The sequence below is a fragment of the Neisseria sp. HMSC066H01 genome, assembly GCF_001837375.1.
Lineage (GTDB): Bacteria > Pseudomonadota > Gammaproteobacteria > Burkholderiales > Neisseriaceae > Neisseria.
This window is the reverse complement of record NZ_KV832194.1, coordinates 442,139-463,720: the sequence shown is the minus strand read 5'-3', so window position 1 is coordinate 463,720 and position 21,582 is coordinate 442,139. Positions and strand designations below refer to the sequence as shown.

Genomic DNA, 21,582 nt, shown 5'->3' with positions numbered 1-21,582 from the left:
ACATCTTTGTCTGTCGGACGATTTCAACACAAAAAACAAATAAAATGTTTACTCCTGACGCATCAATCAGTCAATTCGTATCCCTCTCCACCCATGTTTCCCCAACCATTGTCAAAACCACTGGTGGGGACTACCTGACAACATGGCATCTATCCGGCCTTCCTTTTGTAGGTCGAGAAGAATGGGAACTCGAACACAAACACAACACATTTAATCGCTTACTCCAATCCTTACGCGCTCCGGACTATGTCAATGTTGCCTTCTGGGTACATGACATTCGCCGCCATCGCGGCATCGATTTGCGCCCAAAATTCCAAGAGTCTTTCAATCAAAGCCTCTCCGACCGCTATTTTTCCCGACTTTCTAAAGAAAAGCTCATGAACAACGAGCTTTACTTGACCATGATTTACCGTCCCGTTGTTGACGGCAAAAAATTTGTTGATAAATCAGGCAATATCGATCGTCTAAAGGCCGAACAGGAACAAGCTATCGGTACGCTAAATGAATTAGCAACCAACCTTGAAGCCGTCCTCAAAGACTACCACCCCTACCGACTCGGTATGTACGAAGGCAAAAACGGGGCTGTATTCTCAGAAACACTCGAACTTTTCGGTTACATCCTTAACCGTGTTAACGAGCCGGTTCCCGTACTGCCCGCTCCTGTTTACAACTACTTACCTCTTAGCAGACATCTTTTCTCTGCTAAAACAGGTGACTATATCGTCCGCACCCCTGAAGGTAAAAATCACTACGGCGCAATACTCAACCTTAAAGAATACCCTGACGGCACCTATCCCGGCGTGCTTAACGGGCTCAAATATTTGGATGTCGAATACGTTATCACTCATAGTTTCAGCCCCATGAGCCGATACGACGCCATGAAAACCCTCGAGCGCACTCGTGGCATGATGATCTCTTCCGGCGACAAATCCTTTACCCAGATTGCAGAACTTGACCATGCAATGGACCAACTCGCATCCGGCAATTTTGTTCTTGGCGGCTACCACTTCAGTCTTGCTATCTATGCCGACAGCCAAGAACAGCTTTCCCAAAACATTGCCGCAGCCCGAGCAGAGCTTTCCAATGCAGGTTTTGTAACGACAAAAGAAGACTTGGCCGTCTGCGCCGCATATTATGCCCAGCTTCCGGGTAACTGGAACTACCGCACCCGCATCGCCAATCTCTCATCGTTAAATTTCTTGGGTCTCTGCCCACTACACAATTTTGCCGCCGGCAAACGTGAGGGCAACCCATGGGGGCAATGCGTTACCGTTCTTCAGACGACCAATGGCCAGCCCTACTACTTCAACTTCCATGCAACCCTCGAAGGCGAAGATTCCGAAGGAGAAAAAGCCATTGCCAATACTATGGTTATTGGTAAGTCCGGTACAGGTAAAACAGCCCTTATCAACTTCCTCCTCAGCCAGGTACAAAAATACGATCCCAAGCCCACTATTTTCTTCTTCGACAAAGACCGTGGTGCCGAAATTTTTGTCAGAGCCTGCGGCGGTGCCTATATGGCATTGGAAAGCGGCCAACCTACCGGCTTTAACCCTTTCCAATGCGAAAATACAGAGGCAAATGTCCAATTCCTCTGCGGCCTTATGAAGCAGTTAGGTGGCAAGGCGCACTATTCCGCCGCAGAAGACGACGACGTCCTGCGCGCCGTTCGGGCCATGCTCGACACTCCTCCGGCGCTACGTAGCATTTCCAACTTCCAAAAATCCCTGCCCAATACCGGCGATGACTCCCTCTATGCCAATATCCGCAAATGGACTAGGGGGAACAGTCTTGGCTGGGTCTTTGATAACCCTCAGGACAAAATCGACTTCAGCGGAGCCAATATTATCGGCTTTGACTACACCGATGTGATTGAAAACCCTCAGGTACGCGATCCAGTCATCGGCTATCTTATCCACCGAATGGAAGAGCTTATCGATGGCCGCCGCTTCATCTATATCATGGACGAATTCTGGAAAATCCTTGATGGTGAAGGCGGTTTGAAAGAGTTTGCCAAAAACAAACAAAAAACCATCCGTAAGCAAAACGGTATGGGTATCTTCGCTACCCAGTCACCGGAAGACGCCCTCAAAAGCGATATTTCCGCCGCACTGATTGAGCAGACCGCTACCATGATACTGCTGCCAAATCCAAATGCAGATAAAAAAGACTATATCGACGGCTTGAAACTGACCGACTCAGAGTTCCAAGTGATTAAAAGCCTGGACGAGCGTAGCCGCTGCTTCTTGGTCAAACAAGGTCATGCGTCAGCTGTTTGCCAGCTTAATCTGCGTGGATTTGACGACGAATTGGCTGTCATCTCCGCCAGTACCGACAACATCGACATCATGGACGGCATTATCAAGAAAACGGCCGAACGCCTTGGCGTTGATATCGATGCAGTGAAACCAGAAGATTGGTTGCAGACCTTCTACGATGAACGTAAGGGTTCCGGTAAGAAGTCGACTGCCAATATGATGCGTAATGCTGATTAGACATATAGACGAAGAAACTCAAAGACCGTCTGAAAACAGTAAGTGTTCCAGATGGTCTTTACTGAAAAACAAAAAACTTGGATACGTTTAAATAATTTAATTTAAGAAAGATTGTAAGCAAATGAAAAACACAATGAGAAAACTGGCAACAGTTTTAGTGTGCGCAGGAATGCTGGGAAATACATCCGTAATGGCGACAGGTATTCCCGTATTCGATGGAGCAGCAGCAACCAACGCGATACAGCAATTGATGAACTGGAAAGCTCGATTTGACAGTGTGTCTCGAGGATACTTAGACAATATCAATGGAGCAAATACAAATGTCAAAGAATCTTTTCAAGTAAAGAGTATGTTTGAACGGCGCAAAAAGAAATGTAGAGCAATACAGCGTAACAACCCCGCTTCAGGGACACTTTGCCTACAAATTACCGAACTGGAAAGAAAAAAGTACAATATGTTGGTTGAAATCGATGAAGAGATCAAAGGTGATTTCAAAAGAATCAACAGCAAAGTCTCCTCTCAAGGTGGTATGGCCAAAGAAAAAGGCGCTCTTGGTGGTATATCAGGTATGCCTGGATTCAGTTTCTCAAATAAGGCAGGTAAAGCCGAGACTGCCGAAAATAATGTACAGATCCAAGTAAACGCCGTAATGGCCAAATACTATCAGTACAAGAACAATCTTGACGCTCTAGATAAACAGATTGAATACTACAACTCAATGCGCAAAATGCTGACCAAAGAACAGCTGACCGGCAGCAGTTTAAACAAAAACATCACTCAAGGAGCTGCATACGGCAAACTAACTGAAGCTACGAATCGCTTTAGAAAAAAAGCAAAAGACGTAGTTGATGATAGAAAAGAAATCGAAAGCAAAACCAAACCGATCTATAAACCCAATTGAGTATAAGGCCGTCTGAACCGGATCGGTTTCAGACGGCCCAGACAAATCAATCATCCCATCGTTTTACAAAAATTACTCGAAAGCTCATCTCATTATGATGGATTTACTCCTTTATACCGGCATTCGCGACTATCTTTACGCGCGAATCGGCTACTTTACCGAAATAGTCTTATCTAAAAACTTAAACCTCGCCCTGACAATGGTTTTAGCATTGCTGACCTTATGGATTATGGTTCAAGGCTATCTGATCGTAACAGGCCGGAGTCAGGAAGGCCTCAAAGGATTTATTTTCAGCCTTGGTAAAAACTATGTTGTTATTGCCATTGCGCTTGGGGTTTCCTTAGGCAGCAGCTTTAGCGTCCGTGTATTGACTGATAATCTTGCCAATGGCATCAGCCAAGTTATGCATGGCAATAACGATTTCGGCAGCGAGTGTCTGACCGAACAAACCTCCTATATTACCGGCTGTAAAATCGATTTAAATCTGAAAACCACCCAAGTTGTCCTGTCAAGCCTTTCTGCCATCGATACCGCAGATGACGACCATCTGGAAGATAAGCTTTCCGAAGCCAAATGGTTCGCCGGGATAGGTACGGCAGGTCCGGCCGTCGTGGCAGGCACCATGCTCATCATGTACCGTATCGCGATTTCCCTGTTTGTCGGTTTCGCGCCCATCTTTATTTTATGCCTCCTGTTCAAAAGAACCGCTCCGCTGTTCCAAAAATGGCTATACTTCGGATTGGCTACCATCTTCTCCAGCGTCTTGCTCGGCGTCATGGCGGAGATTTCCATGGACTTGGTGGGCAACTTATTCGGCGGCGCGGCAGCCGGTCAATTCGTGGCTAAAATCATCGGTGAAAGCGGCACAACCGGCATTATGGAAACCGTTACCCAGCAGCTTGGCTTGGGTCTGATGCTCTCTACCCTGCTGATTACCGTACCACCTATGGCAGGTTCTTGGTTTAACGGAATGATGGCAAGCTTCAGTGCCTACTCGGTCATCGGCAATGGAAACGGAAATCGCCAAGAAGTACCACCGCATTTGGATGGTGGGGCAAGTCAGCAGATTAATCAATCTGCAATTTCAAATAAATCTTCTTCTGACACAAACCAAGCTGTTACTAACCATCATACGTTTACTGGCTGGAATCCCGCTTCTCCCCCAAGTGTAGATCCAAATATGATTAAGCCTCATGGATCATCCACTATAGGAGCTGCGAGAGGATCGTTGCCAATTACCTCCAATCCACAACCATCTACAGAAAAGAATGAAAAATCATGATGAAAAAACTCATTTTTATTATATTCGGATTAATGGCTTCAAATGTTTATGCAGCAGATCCAACTTATGATGCAACAAAAGGAGCTCTGCAAAATAATCCTGCATTATGTAGTTATGGTTATAATCCTAACTGCTCCTCAGCTAACCAACGCGCTACAACTTCTAACAAAAAGATTGTATATATATCTAAATATGGTGCAGTAGCAACCAACAAAAGAACAGGTATTTCAAGTGGAGCTTTAAATAAAGACTCTCTCGAAGAGGCTAAGCATGAAGCAATTAAAGCTTGTGAACAAGGAGGACGCAATGCTCCATGTAAAGTTGCCATGTGGGTAAGTAATGCCTGTATAGCAGCTGCGGCAGGCAAAGAAGGTCAAAACTTCAGAATATTTTATACAGCTCGGGACAAACCAGGTCAGGCTGAACATGCTGCGCTACAAAAATGTAAAAAAGCTGGTTTGAAAAACTGTGAGATTACTATTCCTGAAGGTTGTTCCTTCCCTTAATTATCACTTTCTCAAGTGCCGTCTGAAATTTTAGACGGTACTTGATTCTCTTCACTACTCTTCCATTCTATTTTAACGGGTACGACACGATGAAACACTTATCCATTTTTGTTTTAACAGCGGCTCTGTTGCCGTTTTCTGCCTCTGCAGTCAACGCTTCAGATATTGCCGGCAAGCTGCTGACAGGCGATAAAAAATATGCCTGCGAAGCCATTACCTGCCTGACTTCTCCGGGTACGCCGCCCAAAGAATGCAACCCTGCACTGCACAGGTTCTATTCCATTCACCACAAATACGCGCAAGACACCATCAGCGCACGCCGCCGCTTCCTCCAGCAGTGTCCTGCTTCCCGTGATAAAGAGATTGCGCCTATTATCGAAATAGTCGTACATCGATAATCTATCTACACAAAGGCCGTCTGAATTTCAGACGGCCTTTGTGTAGATAGTCGTTTTCGCACCTATCTTTATTAGGCTGAAATTCTGATTGAACGAGTTTTCTTTATCTAACACATTCATCGGGCTGCCATGCCCGACAAACAATACAGGCATTTTTTTCATGGTTTACTCCTCGTTATCGGATACAGCAGATTGTACGGATAAATTTTTATTCAAAAAATACCGGCTTATGAATAACATCTTTTCCTCATAAGAAATCATGACTGATAAGGTCTAGAGATGTTGAGAGAATATATAGAAGAAGGGTTGATTCAAAAGGCCGTCTGAACATTTTTCTTCATACGCCAAAATTTCTTTATTTCTGTATTGACAGAAATAAAAGATAAAAATAGAATACCTTCACTATGAAACTGAATCCAACCACTGAAAAATTTATCCTCCACTGGGGCGAAATGGGTACCAAATGGGGGGTCAACCGTACCGTTGCGCAAATTCACGCCCTACTCTATATCTTGGGCAGGCCGATGAATGCCGAGGAAATTACCGAAACGCTCGGCGTGGCGCGCTCCAATGTCAGCAACAGTATTAAAGAGTTGCAAAACCTGAGATTGGTGCATACCGTGCATATCTTGGGAGACAGGCGCGATCATTTTGAAACTTCGGATGATGTCTGGACTTTATTCCGCACCATTGCTGAAGTGCGTATGCAGCGCGAAATCGAACCGACGCGGCAATTTTTGCAAAGCCTGATCGACAGCCCTGAATTTAGTCAGGAAAATGAAACCGCCAAGCAGCGAATCCGACAAACCCATGATTTCATCAGTACGCTGACCATATGGGCAAATGAAATGCTGAAGCTGTCCACTTCAACCATGGTAAAAATCTTGAAAGTCGGCGCAGGAATACAAAAATTTTTCCGTTGATGGCAATGGGCATCTGCTCAATAAATGCTGCCTATGCTATTTAGAAATATGGGACATGCTCATGTTAGTTTTACATGGGCATGTAAAACCAAAATTTTTTTACTCTAAAATTTCTCTTTTAACAGAAATTTTAGAAATTAAAGATTAAATAGGCTTAACTGATGAAATAGGAACTTGGTATGCTTGACAACATTAAACGCCCTCCTCCCGCCTACTTGTCTTACTCAATGGGGCTGCTATGGCTCTGGAGTGGTACCCAGCCTCTGTTTTTCATGCCTGAAATGTCATTGGATTTACTGCGTTCGGTCGGTATTCCCAATCCGTTGCTGTGGCCGGCATTAATCGCTGCTTCACTGTTGGACATCGGTTTTGCCTTTTTATGCTTCAGCCGCTTTCGCTTCCGTTCCGCAATATGGCTGCTGCAATTGATAACCGTCACGGTATACAGCCTGATTATTGCCTTCAGGCTGCCTGAAATGTGGGCGCATCCGTTTGCGCCTTTGGTAAAAAACCTGCCGATTATGGCTACTTTATTTTTCCTGTATCAATCCGTAGGAGATAAAAAATGAACACTTATTTAATCGTTAAAACCCTGCACATCATCTCGGCTACCTTAATGGTCGGCACCGGTTTTGGTACAGCGTTTTACCTCTTTTGGGCAAACCGCAGCGGTTCGGTCGCCGCACAGTCGGTGGTCTCGCATTGGGTCATCAAAGCGGATTGGTGGTTTACGACACCTGCCGTCATTTTCCAACCCTTGTCCGGTTTATGGATGCTGTACGAACGCGGCTATACCGTTTCCACCATGCTGGAACAAAATTGGGTATGGATGACGCTCGGTTTATACATTCTTGCAGGCATTTGCTGGCTGCCCGTTGTCTGGCTGCAAATCCGCATGGCAAAGATTGCCGAACAAGCGCATAAAGAAAACGCAGACACCATTCCGGAACCTTATTGGTGTTATGCCAGACGCTGGGAATTGCTGGGCTATCCCGCCTTTTGCGCCACTATCGTGATTTACTTCCTGATGGTAATGAAACCGATTTAAAGGTTTTCAGACGGCCTCAACAATATAAAGAAAAAACCATGAATATCATCATTTTCGGAGGCAGCGGATTTATCGGCAAGCGTACCGTTCAAATCCTCAAAGAACAAGGCCACCAAGTTTGCACGCCTGACCGCCGCACCTTCGACTTTCTTCATCCCAATGAAACCGCCGCACGCCGTTTATTGGAAGGGCAAGACGTCCTCATCAACTGTATCGGAATTATGAACCGACATGCCGAAATACTCGAAACAGTACACTACCACACGCCCAGACAGCTTGCCACATGGGCAAAAGCAGCAGGCGTAAAACGCTGGGTGCAACTATCCGCGCTGGGTGCTGATCCATCTCAATCCATCAACTTTGTCGGCAGCAAAGGGCGTGGAGATGATGCCGTCGCCCAAAGCAGCATACCGATTGCCATAGCCAGACCATCCGTCGTTTACGGGCGTGGAGGAACCAGCTGCGAACTGTTCATCAAACTAGCCCGCCTCCCTTTACTTCCCTTACCGGAAGCCGGCCGCTTTCATTTGCAGCCCGTCCATCTTGCCGATGTTACCGAAGGCTTGGCAAAACTTGCCGCCCAAACCGACACCGACCACAGCATCATCAATATGACCGGCAGCCAAACGCTAACCTTGGCGGAATACCTGACCACCCTCCGCCAAACCCTGCACCACAAACCGCCACAACATATCCTGCCCATCCCCCTGCGCCTGCTTGACCCTGCGCTGCCGTTGGCAAACCTCCTCAGCAACGGCATCATCAGCCGCGACAGCTTTGCCCTGCTCAAGCAAGGTTCATGCGCCGATTATTCTGATTTTGCAGCTTTATTGGGTAGAGAACCTTTGGCGGCTGAAAACTTTGCCGACTGCCTATAAATCGGCTGATAACTGTTTAACCTTAAAATCAAGAAAGAAAGGCCGTCCGTTGTTCAGACGGCCTATTCAGACATTGCTATTGACAGGTTATAGCATCAATAAAGGTATGTTATAAGTTTCCATTTAGGAATTTGGCACATCGGCAAAAACACTATGCCATTTCGTGCAAGCTTGCTTGTCTTTAGACACACAGTAAGCATAAACAAAAAATGAAAAAAGGTGGGCAAATGCCCACCTTCCAAACCCATATTTTGCAATTAGCCAAACACTTTTTCCAAGTGGGCTTGGTAGTCTGCCAAGTATTGTTCAACTTGTGGATTTTTAATTACATCGTTACATAGGAATGTCGGCAGACGGGTCAGGCCGATGAACTCGTTGAGTTTGTGGAAGTGCATATACAACGTATCTACGCCTTTTCCTTCGAAGAAGTCGCCTTCGCGGGTAAACGCTTCAATCGGCGCATTCCAAGTAAGTGAAAGCATGTGTTTTTTGCCTTGTAACAAACCGCCTGTACCGTAGCCTTCAGTCGGATTGACACGATGACGACCATCACTTTGATAAAGCTTGCCGTGTCCAGTGGTGAATACTTCGTCTATGTATTTTTTCACTGTCCAAGGCTCGTGCATCCACCAACCTGGCATCTGCCAAATCACCGCATCCATCCACAAGAATTTTTCGATTTCTGCCTCAACATCATAGCCGGCATCAATCACGGTTTCTTTAACATTGTGTCCAAGTGCGGTCAAAACTTCTTTCGCTTTTTTATGAAGTGTGTGATTTAACTCGCCATGTGAATGTCCGAAATCTTTACCGCCGTCTAATAATAAAATATTCATTTCACTCTCCTAAACCAGGCAATTCTAAAAAAGAGGGGCTACTATTATGCCGTTTTAGCCTTTATTTTGAAAGTATGGCCGTCTGAACATCTTAAGCCATGCAACGTAAAATCAGAATATCCCGTGAATTTTTTCGGTCAACTGTCTTACGAGGATTTGTTCGTAGATAATTTGGACTTAGGCAGACTAAATGACCTAAAAGAAACAGCCAATAGGGAAAAGCCAAAATTTATTGCAACGAGAAACGTATTATTCTTCTGAATACACGGATTGAATAATTTATAAGGGGACTGATTACAAGATAGTTATTACCTATTGAAAAATTTTAACCATCATCAAATGGCATATTCCTATCTGAATATTAGTCCTCTTACCTACCCAACTACAAAGGCTGAGCCAAATCGTTTTCCGTGTTGTAGCTGATAAAATCCTGCTCATGAGGGAAAGGAACGACCCGTGCGCGTTGCTGCTGCAACCAGCCGCGTATGCTGCGCATTCCTGAATAAAGGTATGGCACGGTACTTTGTAGGATTTGCGGACGGATAAACATCACGCTGTAATGCGGTCTAGACGGGGTTTCAACGTAAAATGCATTGCACAACGGCGTGCGTTTGGCGATGGTCTCAAACTGGGAAACCAAGTTTTCAGGCAGGCGGGGCATATCGCAGGAGACGATAAGCAGCCAGTCTGCAGTAGCAATTTGCAAATCGTTGGCGGCGGTACACAAGGCGGCTAAAGGGCCGTAATGTTGCCATTGGCGCGCATCGGAGAAAACGTGTGCGCTGCGTTGGGCGTAGGATTCGAGATTGCGGTTGGCACTGATGGCGATATGGCTGACTTGCGGGCGGATTTTTTCGATAACGTGGTCTATCAAGGCTTTGTTGTGCCACTGCACCAACCCTTTATCGACACCTCCCATCCGGCTTCCCTGCCCGCCGGCCAATATCAGTGCAAAAATTTTCATTTTGGTAGTCCTTTGCAAAGCAGAGTGTGTAAGTGTTATTCGCGATGTTGTATTTATGGAATAAGTTTTAAGGCTTCAGGCCGTCTGAAACCTGGTTTTGTGATTTAATTCACTTAAGATGAATTTTATCATAACATGATTTTACATTAAACCCCTGTTTTTTCTTATCATAACCATACAATTATTTTAGACAGGTTGTTTATAGGCCAAAAGAATGATATTTTTATAAGATTATCGGATTAGTCTTCCTGCGTGCTTTATGCGTTTATTCTCCGGATCTTCAGACGGCCTGAGTCTGTCCTCGCGTTTAAAACTGCTGACTGTGTTATGGGTCGGCTCAGCTTTTTTATCGATTGCCTTTACCCTGCTGCTTTCTTGGCGTTTGGAAAGCGCGGCCAAAACGATTGAAGATGCGGGCAGCTTGAAAATGCAGGTGTACCGCTTGGCTTATATGGCAAGCGTCCGTACGCCCAATGCGCAAATTGACAACCAAATCAAAGAATTTGAACGTACGCTGGCCAATGTAACGCAAAGCGATGCCATTCATCCGCTGATTCCGTCACAAATGCCGCTGGCTTACGATTTGATCCAATCGATGCTGTTGATTGATTGGGAATCCAACATCAAGCCTTCTTTGCAACATTACGAGCGGCCGACCCAAATCGGCCTATACCGTTTTGCCGGCAATATCGAGCTGTTTTTACAGGCGATGGAAAACGCCAACGAGCAAAATACTTTGTGGCTGCGCCGTTTTCAAATGGCGATGATGCTGATGATTTTAGTGGCTGCCGGCTTGATGATTGTTTGGCATTATTCGTGGATTATCCGGCCGCTGGAAAAATTGCGCGACGGGGTGGAAACCATCAGCGAAGGCCGTTTCGGGGTTCAAATCGATACAGACCAAATTCGTGAATTTGCCCAAGTCAGCAAGGGTTTCAACCAAATGAGCCGCCGTCTGAAAACGCTTTATACGGATTTGGAAGGACAGGTTGCCCAACAAACCCAAGACTTGGCCCGGCAAAACCGTGATTTAACCCTGCTCTACCAGACTACGCGCAACCTGCACCAAACCTTTACGCCGCAACAGGCCGCAGAAGAATTCTTGGCTCAGATTCTGCCGGCGTTTTCCGCCTTGGGCGGTACGGTATATCTTTCCGATGAAGAACGCAAACGCTCTGACTTGGCGGCAAGCGTTGGTGAAACCGAAGAGGGAAATCGTGTAGAATTCCCAATCGTTTACCAAGACGAACAGCTCGGCGTATTGGCCCTGTATTTTTCAGACGGCCATATGCCCAATGAGCAAGATGAAAAATTGTTGCAGACTTTAAGCGGGCAGCTGGGGATTTCCATCGCCAACAACCGCATGGAACAAGAACGCCGCCTGCTTGCCGTCTTGCAGGAACGCAACTTGATTGCACAAGGTTTGCATGACAGCATTGCGCAAGCCCTGACCTTTTTGAATTTACAGGTGCAAATGTTGGAAAGCGCGTTTGCTTCAAACCAACGAGAGCAGGCTGAAGAAAACATCAGCTTCATTAAAGACGGCGTGCAGGAATGCTATGAAGACGTTCGCGAGCTTCTGATGAATTTCCGCACCAAAATCAGTAATAAAGATTTTCCTGAAGCGGTAGAATCGCTGCTGGCGCGTTTTGAACGGCAAACCGGTATCCCAGTTGATTTAAAATGGCAGGACGACGGACAGGCATTGAATTATGATGAACACTTACAAATCATCTTCATCTTACAGGAAAGCCTGTCCAACATCCGGAAACACGCGCGTGCGCAGCATGTCAGCGTCGAAATTGCCAACCATGGCGATTTTGTCATGAAGATTCAGGACGACGGCGCAGGCTTTAATCAAGAACACTTATCAAACCGGCCTTCAGGCGAACATGTCGGCTTGGGCATTATGCAGGAACGTGCCCAACGGATTAACGCACAATTGGCCATTACATCGCAGATTGGGCAAGGTACGGCAGTGATGCTGACTTTGCCGCAACAAATGAGAACAGCATCATGACGATTAAAATTACCCTTATTGACGACCACACCCTGTTTCGCAGCGGCATCAAAGCCCTGCTCTCCCGCCAGCCTGATTTTGAAGTCGTCGGCGAAGCTTCAGACGGCCTGGCCGGCGTAAAAATGGTCGAACAGCTCAAGTCTGACGTAGTTTTGCTGGACTTGGATATGCCGGTTATGAACGGCCGCGAAGCACTGGCTCAAATTTTGAGCATCAATCCGCAACTGGCCGTCATCATGCTGACTGTTTCCGAAGACAGCGACGACTTGACCGAATGTATGCGTATGGGTGCAAAAGGCTTTTTGCTGAAAAACATCAACGCCGACTTCCTCTTGGAAAGCATCCGAAAAGCTGTCGACGGAGACAATGTATTCTCCCCTGAAATGACCAGCCGCTTGGTGCAATCGCTGATTTCCCCTTCTCCTTCCCGCTCCGACCACCTGCTGGCGCAGCTGACCCCGCGCGAAATGGAAATCTTGGGCTACCTTGCCGCCGGACACAGCAATAAAATCATTGCCCGCCATTTGAACTTGGCTGAGTCTACCGTCAAAGTGCATGTTCAAAACCTGTTGCGCAAGCTGAATCTAAGCAGCCGCGTTCAAGCTGCGGTTTATGCGGTGCAACACAAAGTACCGCAACCGGAATTGTCTTAAAAAGGCCGTCTGAAACCTGAAACCTTGTTGTAGAAAGGTTTCAGATAAAGCGTTTATTCGCTATAATCACGCCGGTTTGTAAGCAGGGTTGTCTGATTTTTTCAGACGGCCTTTTTATTTGATTTTTCAATGATTTAAAACGATATGTCTGAAAACATTCCAGAAAATACGCCTGAAAATACCGTTCCTGAAGAACACAAACGCAGCATCCGCAGTTTCGTCTTGCGCCAAGGCCATATGACCACGGCCCAACAGCGCGCCATAGATACGATGTGGCCGCAATTTGGTGTGGACTTCCAAGAAGCTCCTTTGGATTTGAACCGCACTTTTGGACGGGACAACCCTAAAGTTTTGGAAATCGGTTTCGGTATGGGCGTCGCAACGGTGGAAATCGCCAAACGTCTGCCCGATACCGACTTTTTAGCGATTGATGTTCACGGCCCGGGCGTCGGTAATATCTTGAAGCTGATTGAGGAAGAACACATTTCCAATATCCGCGTGATGCGTCATGATGCGGTGGAAGTGGTGGAAAAAATGCTGGAAGACAATTCTTTAGACGGCATTCATATTTTCTTCCCCGACCCTTGGCACAAAAAACGCCACAACAAACGCCGCTTGGTACAAGTGCCGTTTGTTGAGAAGCTGCTGCCCAAACTCAAAAGCGGCGGCTATGTCCATATGGCGACCGATTGGGAAGAATACGCCGTACAAATGCTGGAGGTTTTGAGCAGTTTCGATGCTTTGCAAAACACGGCTGCCGATTACGCCCCTACGCCTGATTATCGTCCTGAAACCAAGTTTGAAGCCCGAGGCAAGCGATTGGGTCATGGTGTTTGGGACTTGGTGTTCCGCAAAAAATAATTCAAAACTTAAAACACAAGGCCGTCTGAAAAATTTCAGACGGCCTTTTATCTTACCGATTAAGCCAAGAAAAGTTTATAGGCCGGATTGTCGGTTTCTTCTTTATAGACATAACCCAAGCTATCTAAGAAGTCGGCAAAAGCCTCATTGTCGCTTTCCGGCACATCGATACCGACCAAAATACGGCCATAGTCTGCGCCATGGTTGCGGTAATGGAATAAAGTAATATTCCACTCGGCACGCATATGGTTCAAGAAACGGGACAACGCACCCGGGCGCTCAGGAAATTCAAAGCTGACCAAACGTTCGTTGGCTACTTTTTCCGTACGGCCGCCAACCATGTAACGGATATGGATTTTGGCGATTTCATCATTGGTCAAATCGACATTGGGCAGGCCTGCTTCAGTCAGTTGTTCACTGATGACGGCCAAGTCTTGCGCACCGGCGGTTTGCAAGCCGACAAAAATATGCGCATTTTTATCGTTGCCGTAGCGATAGTTGAACTCAGTAATGTTCCGGCTTCCCAACAAATTGATAAACTTCAGGAAGCTGCCCTTTTCTTCGGGAATGGTAACGGCGAAAATGCCTTCGTTGCCCTCACCCAGCTCACTACGCTCTGAAACGTGGCGTAAGCGGTGGAAATTCATGTTGGCGCCGCTGGTAACGGCAACCAGGTTTTGACCTTGGATATTGTTTTTCGCAACATAAGCCTTCAGGCCGGCAAGTGCCAATGCGCCCGCAGGCTCGGTAATGCTGCGCGTATCGTCAAAAATATCTTTAATCGCGCCGCACAACATATCCGTATTGACCGTAATAATCTCGTCCAGCAGCTCTTTACACAGGCGGAAGGTTTCATCACCGACAACCTTGACTGCTGTGCCGTCTGAAAACAGGCCGACATCTTTCAAATGTACGATTTCCCCTGCTTCTACCGATTGCTTCATACAGCAAGAGTCATCGGTTTGCACGCCAATCACTTTAATCTCAGGACAAACCTGTTTGATAAATGCCGCTACGCCTGCTGCCAAACCGCCGCCGCCAATCGGAACAAAAATCGCATTGATATTGCGGTGTTGGCGGAGGATTTCCATACCGATGGTTCCCTGACCGGCAATCACATCTGGATCATCAAACGGCGCGATATAAGTCAGTTTTTCCTTTTCAGCCAACTCCATCGCATAATCATAGGCATCATTGTAAGACACGCCTTTCAATACCACTTCGCCGCCACGGCTCTTTACCGCGTCAATTTTGATTTTGGGCGTTGTTTCCGGCATCACGATGACGGCGCGGCAACCCAAATATTGCGCCGACAAAGCCACACCCTGTGCATGGTTGCCCGCGCTGGCAGCAATCACGCCGCAATCCAAGGCTTCTTTCGGCAGCTTCGCCATTTTGTTGTACGCACCGCGGATTTTGAACGAAAACACAGGCTGCAAATCTTCGCGCTTGAGCAAAACCTGATTGTTCAGACGGCCTGACAGACTGCGCGCCAAGTCCAAAGGCGTTTCTATGGCTACATCATAAACAGAAGCGGTCAAAATACGGGTCAGATAATCGGAAAGAGGAAGAGGATGGTTCATGGTATTCAGTGTTCGAAAATAAATTGTCATTCGGCCGAATTGGCCTGAGGAAAAAGTTAAAACCATACCCCTGAGGCCGTCTGAAGGCAAGAAAAATCTTAGCAAAGCCTGAATGAAACGGTATAATGTCCGCTTACTATCTATTTAGTAAGCCAAACTGTTTACTTGATAACAGTATCCACCCATATTCAAATTTACAAACAATGATGAAAAAAACGCTACTTAGCTTAATTTTTGCCGCCCTCCTGAATACCCACGCCCTTGCCGCCGACCCGGTTGCCTCTGCACCTGCAGTACAAGGCGAGGCACAGCCGCAGCCATTGTTGCACAGCATCAACAGTCCGACAACGCCGCCGGAAATCGCGGCGACCGCCTACATCGTTACCGACCTGCACAGCAAGCAAACCTTGGCATCCAACAATGCTGACGCGCCTATCGAACCTGCCGCGTTGACGCAAATGATGACTGCCTACCTTGCCTTTAAAGCATTAGAAAACGGTACACTTGAAGCAAGCCAAATGCTGACCGTTTCCAATGCCGCATGGAAAGTCGAAGGTTCGCGTATGTTCCTCGACCCCAAAGTGCCTGTCAGCGTCAGCTCCTTAATTAAGGGGACAACCATCCAATCGGCCAACGATGCCGCCATCACCCTTGCAGAAGCCATAGGCAACGGCTCTATCGATGAATTCGTCAAACAAATGAATGAAGAAGCCAAACGCTTGGGCATGAAGCACACCCACTTCAACAACCCGACCGGCATTTCTTCTAACGGCCATGTTTCAACCGTTGGCGACTTGGCTATTTTGGCAGCCGCGCTGATCAACGACTATCCGAAATACTACCCTTTGTTTGCAAACAAATCTTTCAAATACAATAATATTGAGCAGCCTAACCGCAATCTTCTGCTCTATCGCGACAGCAGTATCGACGGTTTGAAAACCGGCTATAGCGAAGGCGCAGGCTACCATCTCGCCGCTTCCAGCAAACGCAACAACCGCCGCATCGTTTCCATCCTTGCCGGTGCCGAATCTACCGAGGCACGCGCCAGCGAAAGCAGCAAACTGCTCAACTGGGCGTTGCAGGCATTTGATACGCCCAAACTTTATAACGGCGGAGAAGTAATTTCCCAAGTCAAAGTTTACAAAGGCAGCACCAAAGCCGTAGACATCGGTTTCTTGGACGATGTTTACATTACCATCCCCCACGATACCGGCAAAAACGTCAAACCAATCTTAGAAACACTTCAGCCCGTCCTCGCCCCAATTGAAAAAGGCCAAGTATTGGGCAAACTGAAAGTCATGAAAGACGGCAAAGTCATTGCCGAAAAAGACGTCGTCGCGCTAAACGGTGTGGAAGAAGGCAGCTGGCTGAGCCGTATGTGGGATGCACTTGTTTTGTGGTTTAAAGGTTTATTCAGTTAATTCTCTTCTAAACAATTAACCATAACAAGATAAGCAACAAAAAGGCCGTCTGAAATCTGTTTTCCAGTTTTCAGACGGCCTTTATTCAGCCTAAAAGACAGCTAATTAAATGATTCCAGCGTTGGCGGCAGATGCTGCGTCATCGTGAACATCAGCCGTATTGACAGACGAGTAGCTCATGCGCTCAGTGTGCGTATTGACGGCTGACAAATGACTGATATTGCCGTTACCTGACAATCTACCCATCAACTCTTGCAGGCTCAATGTACCTTCATCGAAACGGAAGGTATCAATCACAGCATCAGTTTTACCGGAAACGAACTGATCATTGATGGTAATGCTGTCCCCTTCTGATCCCTTGATGGTAATTTTCCAATCAGTATTGCCTCGAACATCGGTGGCAACATCAATGTGCAGGTCATTAACAGAGATATTTTGGCCGAATTGCAACGCATTATGTTCACCCACATTATCGACAATCGTATCCTTACCTTCTCCAAGGCTGAAAACATAAGTATCGGCACCCTTGCCGCCAACCAAGTAATCGGTTCCTTGTCCGCCGAATAAAACATCGTCGCCATCACCCCCACTCAAACGGTCATCGCCACTTTCTCCCCATAAGGTATCGTTGCCATTACCTCCATGTACAGAATCATTGCCCATACCACCATTAAGACGATCGTCTCCATCATAGCCGAAAATGACATCATCACCTGAATCACCGTTAATCGTATCATTACCCAAACTACCTCTGATCCGGTCATTGCCATCGCCACCGCTGACAAGAGCATGGCTGCTGTCCGTAATGGTTATGATGTTATCCTCCCCTAAATGAAGCGAGGCTTGGGTAAGACTGTGATCATCTACTTCCGCTACATTTTTTGCAGAATTATTTTCTGCTACCGAAAGGCTGTGATTATTTTCGATGGTCAATGTAGTCTCGTTTACAGACTCCGGAATATTGCCTTCTTTAGGATTACGGGTTTTGGTAATTTCTTGCTCGGAAAGATTATTCACAATAGTGTTATTTTCAATTTTGATATTGTTAAGTTCTCCCAAAATATCTTTGTTGGGAGTAGCATAATCCCTGCCTTCTTCCAAATCGATAGAACCTTTAACACGACCATATGTGTCGGCATTAGTCCCGTTGTTTACCAGTAAGTTATCGTGAACGGAAATACCCGTATCATTGAAATCAAAATTATGGCTGTTTTTGAATACAGTGTTTAAGCGTACGCCACCCCAATTGGCATTATCTTTGATAAGGTTATTGGCTACTTCATGACCTTTACCGCCAAAGATACCAATACCTGCTGCACGCCAGCCTAATTCAACGGTATTATTCAAAAAGCGGTTATTTTCAGCAACATGGGCATTGGTATTCTCATGATGACTTGACCATGTTGCTAAGCCATCATCACCATTGCCGCGGATATTGGAATTGATAACGGTGGAATTGCTGGTCCCTTGGGCAAAGTTAACGCCGTCTGCAAAGTTATTACGAATAGTGGCATTGGAGATAGTCAAACCATCGGTGTAATTTAAAGGTTTGTTTTTAGAATAATCCCCAATCCAAACACCAGCTTCAAAATGTTCAATTTTGATATCGTGAATAGAAGAGCCAGTACCTAAAGTGCCGGATATCCCTTTATAATTGGCTTTCTCATCATGTCTTGAATTTAGATTTGAATCTATAGAAAGATTGCCCAAATCTATATCTTTACTACCGGGTTCAAAAGTAATACCACCGCCACCGCTCGCATAACCCTTATCATCGTATTTAGCAGCTTCTGTATTCAAAAAATGTAACTTGGTGTGCCATTGCCCTGCACCGGTAATCTTAATACCATCAGGAACATAAAGAGAAATTGGGCGTGAAAAATCAAATTGGCCTTCGGGGATATAAACAGTCTTATGTTCTGTATTCTTTGCAGCTTCTACTGCCTTCATAAATGCCTGGTAATCATCCGAGCCGTCATTGGCGACTGCACCGAAATCAGTAATGCTGACACTGTTTTCAGGCTGTCTAATGGCGTCCGGTGCCTTTTCCAAATCAACCAAGTCAATGCCTACGGGTGTGCTGTCGAGATTAGTGATGGTAACTGTATCTCCTTTATTAATATGGGCATCTTTAAATAATTGGCTGACTTCGTCAAATTGGAAGCGGGCAAGCCTATCTGCCGCGGGTGTATCATGAACTTTAATATCGCCATCCGGATGATATGTATAGTTATCCAAATATTGCCAGTTGGATTTGGAAGACAAATCCAAAGTACCGATCACTGTATTATTGACTTTGACTTCTACTTTACCACTTTCACCGTCAGGGACGGTATAACGGACGGTTACGGCATTGGCATCTGCTTGTGCAATAAATGACACAGATGCATTAGTCGGCAAATCAACATATGCCTGACCGCTTGCTTCACGGGCAGTTGCGTGTTCTGCCTCTGAAGAAGGGGCATTTTTAACAACACCGTTTTTCAGTTCACCTTGTTCTGCCTCATAAGTCGTATAGCCAAGTTTGGCACCATATTGAGAGGCATCGGGTACTGCTTTTTTAATGTTTACCATTTAATATATTCCTTCAAAAATGTCGTAATATTGAGTTATTCTTTTGCAAAAAAGCTTTTATTAGTCATAATTTTGGCATAAAAGTTCAATATACTATTGTTTAATTTTGAAAAGAAAATGCCGTCTGAAAATATAGAAATTTTCAGACGGCATCTCAATGCCTTATTAGATTGTGGGTAAAGATTTAAGCCAAACCTTTTTTTCCAGATATCTTTCAATTACCTGTTTATATTCAGATGTATCATTCAATTCAATGATTCATATGGATATTTTCTTCTAGCAAGTACATACTATCTAGAACCTTAATTTACTGTGACTTATCCTTTTGCCATGCTTTGTATGAACGAATGGCTAAAATCAGGCAGGCAATCCAAATTATGCCCAAGAAGCCCCAAACGCCGGTTGCACCAAACTCATTAAATAACCAAGCCACTGCTCGGCCTTTACGAGAAGCATGTTCAGTGTCGACAACATTTACAGCGTCTCCAAGCGTAATGTACCAGCCCAGTACAGGCAACACGATTAGCGCAAGCAGGTTTTGCAGTAGTTTTTTAAGGTTTGCATTCATGCTATTTCCTACACAATTCCTTTTTTCTCCAGATAGCTTTCGTAATCGCCCAAGTAGTGTTCATATCCGCCTTTGCCATCCAATTCAATGATTTGGGTAGCCAGCGAAGATACAAACTGACGGTCGTGCGATACGAAAATCAGCGTGCCGTTGTATTTTTCCAGCGCCATGTTCAAGGATTCGATGCTTTCCATGTCCATGTGGTTGGTCGGTTCGTCCATAACTAAGACATTGGGTTTCAACAGCAACAGTTTGCCATAAAGCATACGGCCTTTTTCGCCACCGGAGAGAACCTTCACTTTTTTCACGACATCGTTGCTGCCGAAGAGCAAGCGGCCCAAAGTGCCGCGGATGACTTGTTCGTCATCGCCTTCCTGGCCCCATTGACGCATCCATTCAGTCAAATCCATATCAACGTCGAAGTCGTTTTCATGGTCTTGCGGATAGTAGCCGACACTGGCTTTTTCTGCCCATTTGATGGTGCCTTCGTCCGGCAACAGGCCGTCTGAATATTCGGGGTTGTACGCGCCGGCCAAAAGTTTCAGCAGGGTAGATTTACCTGCGCCGTTCGGGCCGATGATGGCAAGGCGTTGACCGGCTTCAAGGATGAAGTTCAGGTTTTTAAACAACTGGGTTTCAAAACGTTTGGCCAGTTTTTCAACTTCCACAGCCTGACGGTGCAACTTGGCTTTTTCATCGGCTTCAAAACGGATATACGGGTTTTGACGGGTAGAAGGTTTGACTTCGACCATTTCCGATTTGATTTTGTCTGCCTGTTTCAGACGGCTGGTTGCCTGACGGGCTTTCGATTTGTTGGCAGAGAAGCGGGCGACGAACTCTTGCAGCTCTTGCAGTTTCTCTTTGGCTTTGGCGTTGTCTTTCAGGGCGCGCTCACGCGATTGGGCGGAAGCGAGCATATAGTCGTCGTAGTTACCCGGATAGATGGTGATGGTGTTGTAGTCCAAATCCGCCATGTGCGTGCAGACTTCGTTCAAAAAGTGACGGTCGTGCGAGATGATAATCATGGTGGAGTCGTATTGGTTCAACACGCCTTCCAACCAACGGATGGTATTGATGTCCAAGTTATTGGTCGGTTCATCCAAGAGCAATACATCTGGTTTGGAGAACAGGGCTTGCGCCAGCAATACGCGCAGCTTGAAGCCCGGGGCAACTTCCGCCATGGTCGCATTGTGCAAATCTTCGGAAATACCCACGCCGCTCAACAATTCGGCAGCGCGCGCTTCGGCAGTGTAGCCGTCGTATTCGGCGAACTTAGCTTCCAGTTCGGCGGCTTTCATGTAATCGTCTTCAGTAGCTTCAGGATTAGCGTAAATCGCATCACGCTCGGTCATCGCCGCCCACATTTCGGTGTGACCCATCATCACCACGTCCAGCACGCGCATGTCTTCGTAGGCAAACTGGTCTTGGCGCAATTTACCCAAACGCACGCCGTTTTCAATCGCCACTTCGCCGGCAGTCTGTTCCAAATCGCCGCCGAGGATTTTCATGAAGGTGGACTTGCCTGAGCCGTTGGCGCCGATCAAGCCGTAACGGTTGCCTTCGCCGAATTTGACGGATACGTTTTCAAACAGCGGCTTTGCGCCGAACTGCATGGTGATGCCGTTGGTAGAAATCATTATTCGTAAAACCTTTATAAATAGAATGTTATAA

19 protein-coding genes and 1 pseudogene are annotated in these 21,582 nt (G+C 46.3%); 13 read left to right on the top strand and 7 right to left on the bottom strand.

The annotated features are described in order from the left end of the window. Window positions 1-44 precede the first annotated feature (44 nt). The 5 genes from HMPREF2551_RS06340 to HMPREF2551_RS06320 all read left to right on the top strand — a co-directional run bounded on the left by HMPREF2551_RS06340 (window position 45) and on the right by HMPREF2551_RS06320 (window position 5,582). The gene (locus tag HMPREF2551_RS06340; protein ID WP_070837931.1) at window positions 45-2,495 is read left to right on the top strand and encodes a VirB4 family type IV secretion/conjugal transfer ATPase; all 2,451 of its coding nucleotides are present in this window, start codon (window positions 45-47) and stop codon (window positions 2,493-2,495) included. 133 nt (window positions 2,496-2,628) lie between these two features. Further along, window positions 2,629-3,396, top strand: coding sequence for a hypothetical protein (locus HMPREF2551_RS06335; RefSeq protein WP_143128517.1), 768 nt, complete (start codon window positions 2,629-2,631; stop codon window positions 3,394-3,396). Window positions 3,397-3,490: 94 nt separating this feature from the next. Next, window positions 3,491-4,678, top strand: coding sequence for a TrbL/VirB6 family protein (locus HMPREF2551_RS06330; RefSeq protein WP_070837928.1), 1,188 nt, complete (start codon window positions 3,491-3,493; stop codon window positions 4,676-4,678). Next, window positions 4,678-5,184, top strand: a complete 507-nt coding sequence (locus HMPREF2551_RS06325; RefSeq protein ID WP_070838055.1) for a DUF4189 domain-containing protein — start codon at window positions 4,678-4,680, stop codon at window positions 5,182-5,184. Before HMPREF2551_RS06330 ends, HMPREF2551_RS06325 begins: the two co-directional genes overlap by 1 nt. 89 nt (window positions 5,185-5,273) lie before the next feature. Next, window positions 5,274-5,582: a TrbM/KikA/MpfK family conjugal transfer protein gene (locus HMPREF2551_RS06320; protein WP_052014847.1), complete on the top strand. Its 309-nt coding sequence runs from the start codon at window positions 5,274-5,276 to the stop codon at window positions 5,580-5,582. A gap of 69 nt (window positions 5,583-5,651) precedes the next feature. Here HMPREF2551_RS06320 and HMPREF2551_RS10710 read toward each other — a convergent pair. Beyond that, window positions 5,652-5,744 (bottom strand): annotated as a pseudogene (locus HMPREF2551_RS10710) (4,5-DOPA dioxygenase extradiol); the annotation flags it as partial. Window positions 5,745-5,986: 242 nt separating this feature from the next. On the opposite strand from HMPREF2551_RS10710, the gene HMPREF2551_RS06315 reads away from it, so the two are divergent. The 4 genes from HMPREF2551_RS06315 to HMPREF2551_RS06300 all read left to right on the top strand — a co-directional run bounded on the left by HMPREF2551_RS06315 (window position 5,987) and on the right by HMPREF2551_RS06300 (window position 8,431). Then, entirely contained in the window at window positions 5,987-6,505 is a 519-nt protein-coding gene (locus HMPREF2551_RS06315; protein ID WP_003746770.1) for a GbsR/MarR family transcriptional regulator, read from the top strand. Window positions 6,506-6,684: 179 nt separating this feature from the next. After that, window positions 6,685-7,074: a DoxX-like family protein gene (locus tag HMPREF2551_RS06310; RefSeq protein WP_036490844.1), complete on the top strand. Its 390-nt coding sequence runs from the start codon at window positions 6,685-6,687 to the stop codon at window positions 7,072-7,074. Then, window positions 7,071-7,553 (top strand): DUF2269 family protein, encoded by a 483-nt coding sequence (locus HMPREF2551_RS06305; protein ID WP_070837926.1) that lies wholly within the window; start codon window positions 7,071-7,073, stop codon window positions 7,551-7,553. Before HMPREF2551_RS06310 ends, HMPREF2551_RS06305 begins: the two co-directional genes overlap by 4 nt. Before the next feature lie 38 nt (window positions 7,554-7,591). Then, window positions 7,592-8,431 carry an NAD-dependent epimerase/dehydratase family protein gene (locus tag HMPREF2551_RS06300; protein WP_070837924.1) on the top strand — a complete coding sequence of 280 codons (840 nt, stop codon included), beginning with the start codon at window positions 7,592-7,594 and terminating at the stop codon, window positions 8,429-8,431. A gap of 257 nt (window positions 8,432-8,688) precedes the next feature. Here HMPREF2551_RS06300 and HMPREF2551_RS06295 read toward each other — a convergent pair whose 3' ends face one another. Both HMPREF2551_RS06295 and mobA read right to left on the bottom strand, forming a co-directional pair. Next, complete coding sequence (locus HMPREF2551_RS06295; RefSeq protein WP_049349759.1) at window positions 8,689-9,267, bottom strand: NAD(P)H-dependent oxidoreductase; 579 nt, start codon at window positions 9,265-9,267, stop codon at window positions 8,689-8,691. 382 nt (window positions 9,268-9,649) lie between these two features. Next, window positions 9,650-10,231: a molybdenum cofactor guanylyltransferase MobA gene (gene mobA / locus HMPREF2551_RS06290; RefSeq protein ID WP_036490834.1), complete on the bottom strand. Its 582-nt coding sequence runs from the start codon at window positions 10,229-10,231 to the stop codon at window positions 9,650-9,652. 259 nt (window positions 10,232-10,490) lie between these two features. On the opposite strand from mobA, the gene HMPREF2551_RS06285 reads away from it, so the two are divergent. From HMPREF2551_RS06285 to trmB, 3 genes are all read left to right on the top strand, one after another. After that, window positions 10,491-12,251, top strand: coding sequence for a histidine kinase (locus HMPREF2551_RS06285; RefSeq protein ID WP_070822254.1), 1,761 nt, complete (start codon window positions 10,491-10,493; stop codon window positions 12,249-12,251). Beyond that, the gene (locus HMPREF2551_RS06280; RefSeq protein ID WP_070837922.1) at window positions 12,248-12,904 is read left to right on the top strand and encodes a response regulator; all 657 of its coding nucleotides are present in this window, start codon (window positions 12,248-12,250) and stop codon (window positions 12,902-12,904) included. The genes HMPREF2551_RS06285 and HMPREF2551_RS06280 overlap by 4 nt, the downstream gene beginning before the upstream one ends. 144 nt (window positions 12,905-13,048) lie before the next feature. Then, window positions 13,049-13,765: a tRNA (guanosine(46)-N7)-methyltransferase TrmB gene (gene trmB, locus HMPREF2551_RS06275; RefSeq protein ID WP_070837920.1), complete on the top strand. Its 717-nt coding sequence runs from the start codon at window positions 13,049-13,051 to the stop codon at window positions 13,763-13,765. A 59-nt stretch (window positions 13,766-13,824) separates the two neighbouring features. Here trmB and ilvA read toward each other — a convergent pair whose 3' ends face one another. After that, window positions 13,825-15,348 (bottom strand): threonine ammonia-lyase, biosynthetic, encoded by a 1,524-nt coding sequence (gene ilvA / locus HMPREF2551_RS06270; RefSeq protein WP_070838053.1) that lies wholly within the window; start codon window positions 15,346-15,348, stop codon window positions 13,825-13,827. Between the two features lie 203 nt (window positions 15,349-15,551). Between ilvA and HMPREF2551_RS06265 the strand changes: the two genes are divergently transcribed. After that, window positions 15,552-16,769, top strand: a complete 1,218-nt coding sequence (locus HMPREF2551_RS06265) for a D-alanyl-D-alanine carboxypeptidase family protein (RefSeq protein WP_070837918.1) — start codon at window positions 15,552-15,554, stop codon at window positions 16,767-16,769. Between the two features lie 105 nt (window positions 16,770-16,874). Here HMPREF2551_RS06265 and HMPREF2551_RS06260 read toward each other — a convergent pair whose 3' ends face one another. The 3 genes from HMPREF2551_RS06260 to HMPREF2551_RS06250 form a co-directional block, all read right to left on the bottom strand. Continuing rightward, window positions 16,875-19,343, bottom strand: a complete 2,469-nt coding sequence (locus tag HMPREF2551_RS06260) for a calcium-binding protein (protein ID WP_070837916.1) — start codon at window positions 19,341-19,343, stop codon at window positions 16,875-16,877. Window positions 19,344-19,650: 307 nt separating this feature from the next. Further along, a complete protein-coding gene (locus HMPREF2551_RS06255) occupies window positions 19,651-19,911 on the bottom strand; it encodes a hypothetical protein (protein WP_003746797.1) in 261 nt (86 codons plus the stop codon). An 8-nt stretch (window positions 19,912-19,919) separates the two neighbouring features. Beyond that, a complete protein-coding gene (locus tag HMPREF2551_RS06250; RefSeq protein ID WP_003746799.1) occupies window positions 19,920-21,548 on the bottom strand; it encodes an ABC-F family ATPase in 1,629 nt (542 codons plus the stop codon). Window positions 21,549-21,582 lie beyond the last annotated feature (34 nt).

Coding starts and splice junctions, on each gene's coding strand:
- HMPREF2551_RS06340 (WP_070837931.1), top strand. CDS start 45: ATGTTTACTCCTGACGCATCAATCAGTCAATTCGTATCCCTCTCCACC.
- HMPREF2551_RS06335 (WP_143128517.1), top strand. CDS start 2,629: ATGAGAAAACTGGCAACAGTTTTAGTGTGCGCAGGAATGCTGGGAAAT.
- HMPREF2551_RS06330 (WP_070837928.1), top strand. CDS start 3,491: ATGATGGATTTACTCCTTTATACCGGCATTCGCGACTATCTTTACGCG.
- HMPREF2551_RS06325 (WP_070838055.1), top strand. CDS start 4,678: ATGAAAAAACTCATTTTTATTATATTCGGATTAATGGCTTCAAATGTT.
- HMPREF2551_RS06320 (WP_052014847.1), top strand. CDS start 5,274: ATGAAACACTTATCCATTTTTGTTTTAACAGCGGCTCTGTTGCCGTTT.
- HMPREF2551_RS06315 (WP_003746770.1), top strand. CDS start 5,987: ATGAAACTGAATCCAACCACTGAAAAATTTATCCTCCACTGGGGCGAA.
- HMPREF2551_RS06310 (WP_036490844.1), top strand. CDS start 6,685: ATGCTTGACAACATTAAACGCCCTCCTCCCGCCTACTTGTCTTACTCA.
- HMPREF2551_RS06305 (WP_070837926.1), top strand. CDS start 7,071: ATGAACACTTATTTAATCGTTAAAACCCTGCACATCATCTCGGCTACC.
- HMPREF2551_RS06300 (WP_070837924.1), top strand. CDS start 7,592: ATGAATATCATCATTTTCGGAGGCAGCGGATTTATCGGCAAGCGTACC.
- HMPREF2551_RS06295 (WP_049349759.1), bottom strand. CDS start 9,267: ATGAATATTTTATTATTAGACGGCGGTAAAGATTTCGGACATTCACAT.
- mobA (WP_036490834.1), bottom strand. CDS start 10,231: ATGAAAATTTTTGCACTGATATTGGCCGGCGGGCAGGGAAGCCGGATG.
- HMPREF2551_RS06285 (WP_070822254.1), top strand. CDS start 10,491: ATGCGTTTATTCTCCGGATCTTCAGACGGCCTGAGTCTGTCCTCGCGT.
- HMPREF2551_RS06280 (WP_070837922.1), top strand. CDS start 12,248: ATGACGATTAAAATTACCCTTATTGACGACCACACCCTGTTTCGCAGC.
- trmB (WP_070837920.1), top strand. CDS start 13,049: ATGTCTGAAAACATTCCAGAAAATACGCCTGAAAATACCGTTCCTGAA.
- ilvA (WP_070838053.1), bottom strand. CDS start 15,348: ATGAACCATCCTCTTCCTCTTTCCGATTATCTGACCCGTATTTTGACC.
- HMPREF2551_RS06265 (WP_070837918.1), top strand. CDS start 15,552: ATGATGAAAAAAACGCTACTTAGCTTAATTTTTGCCGCCCTCCTGAAT.
- HMPREF2551_RS06260 (WP_070837916.1), bottom strand. CDS start 19,343: ATGGTAAACATTAAAAAAGCAGTACCCGATGCCTCTCAATATGGTGCC.
- HMPREF2551_RS06255 (WP_003746797.1), bottom strand. CDS start 19,911: ATGAATGCAAACCTTAAAAAACTACTGCAAAACCTGCTTGCGCTAATC.
- HMPREF2551_RS06250 (WP_003746799.1), bottom strand. CDS start 21,548: ATGATTTCTACCAACGGCATCACCATGCAGTTCGGCGCAAAGCCGCTG.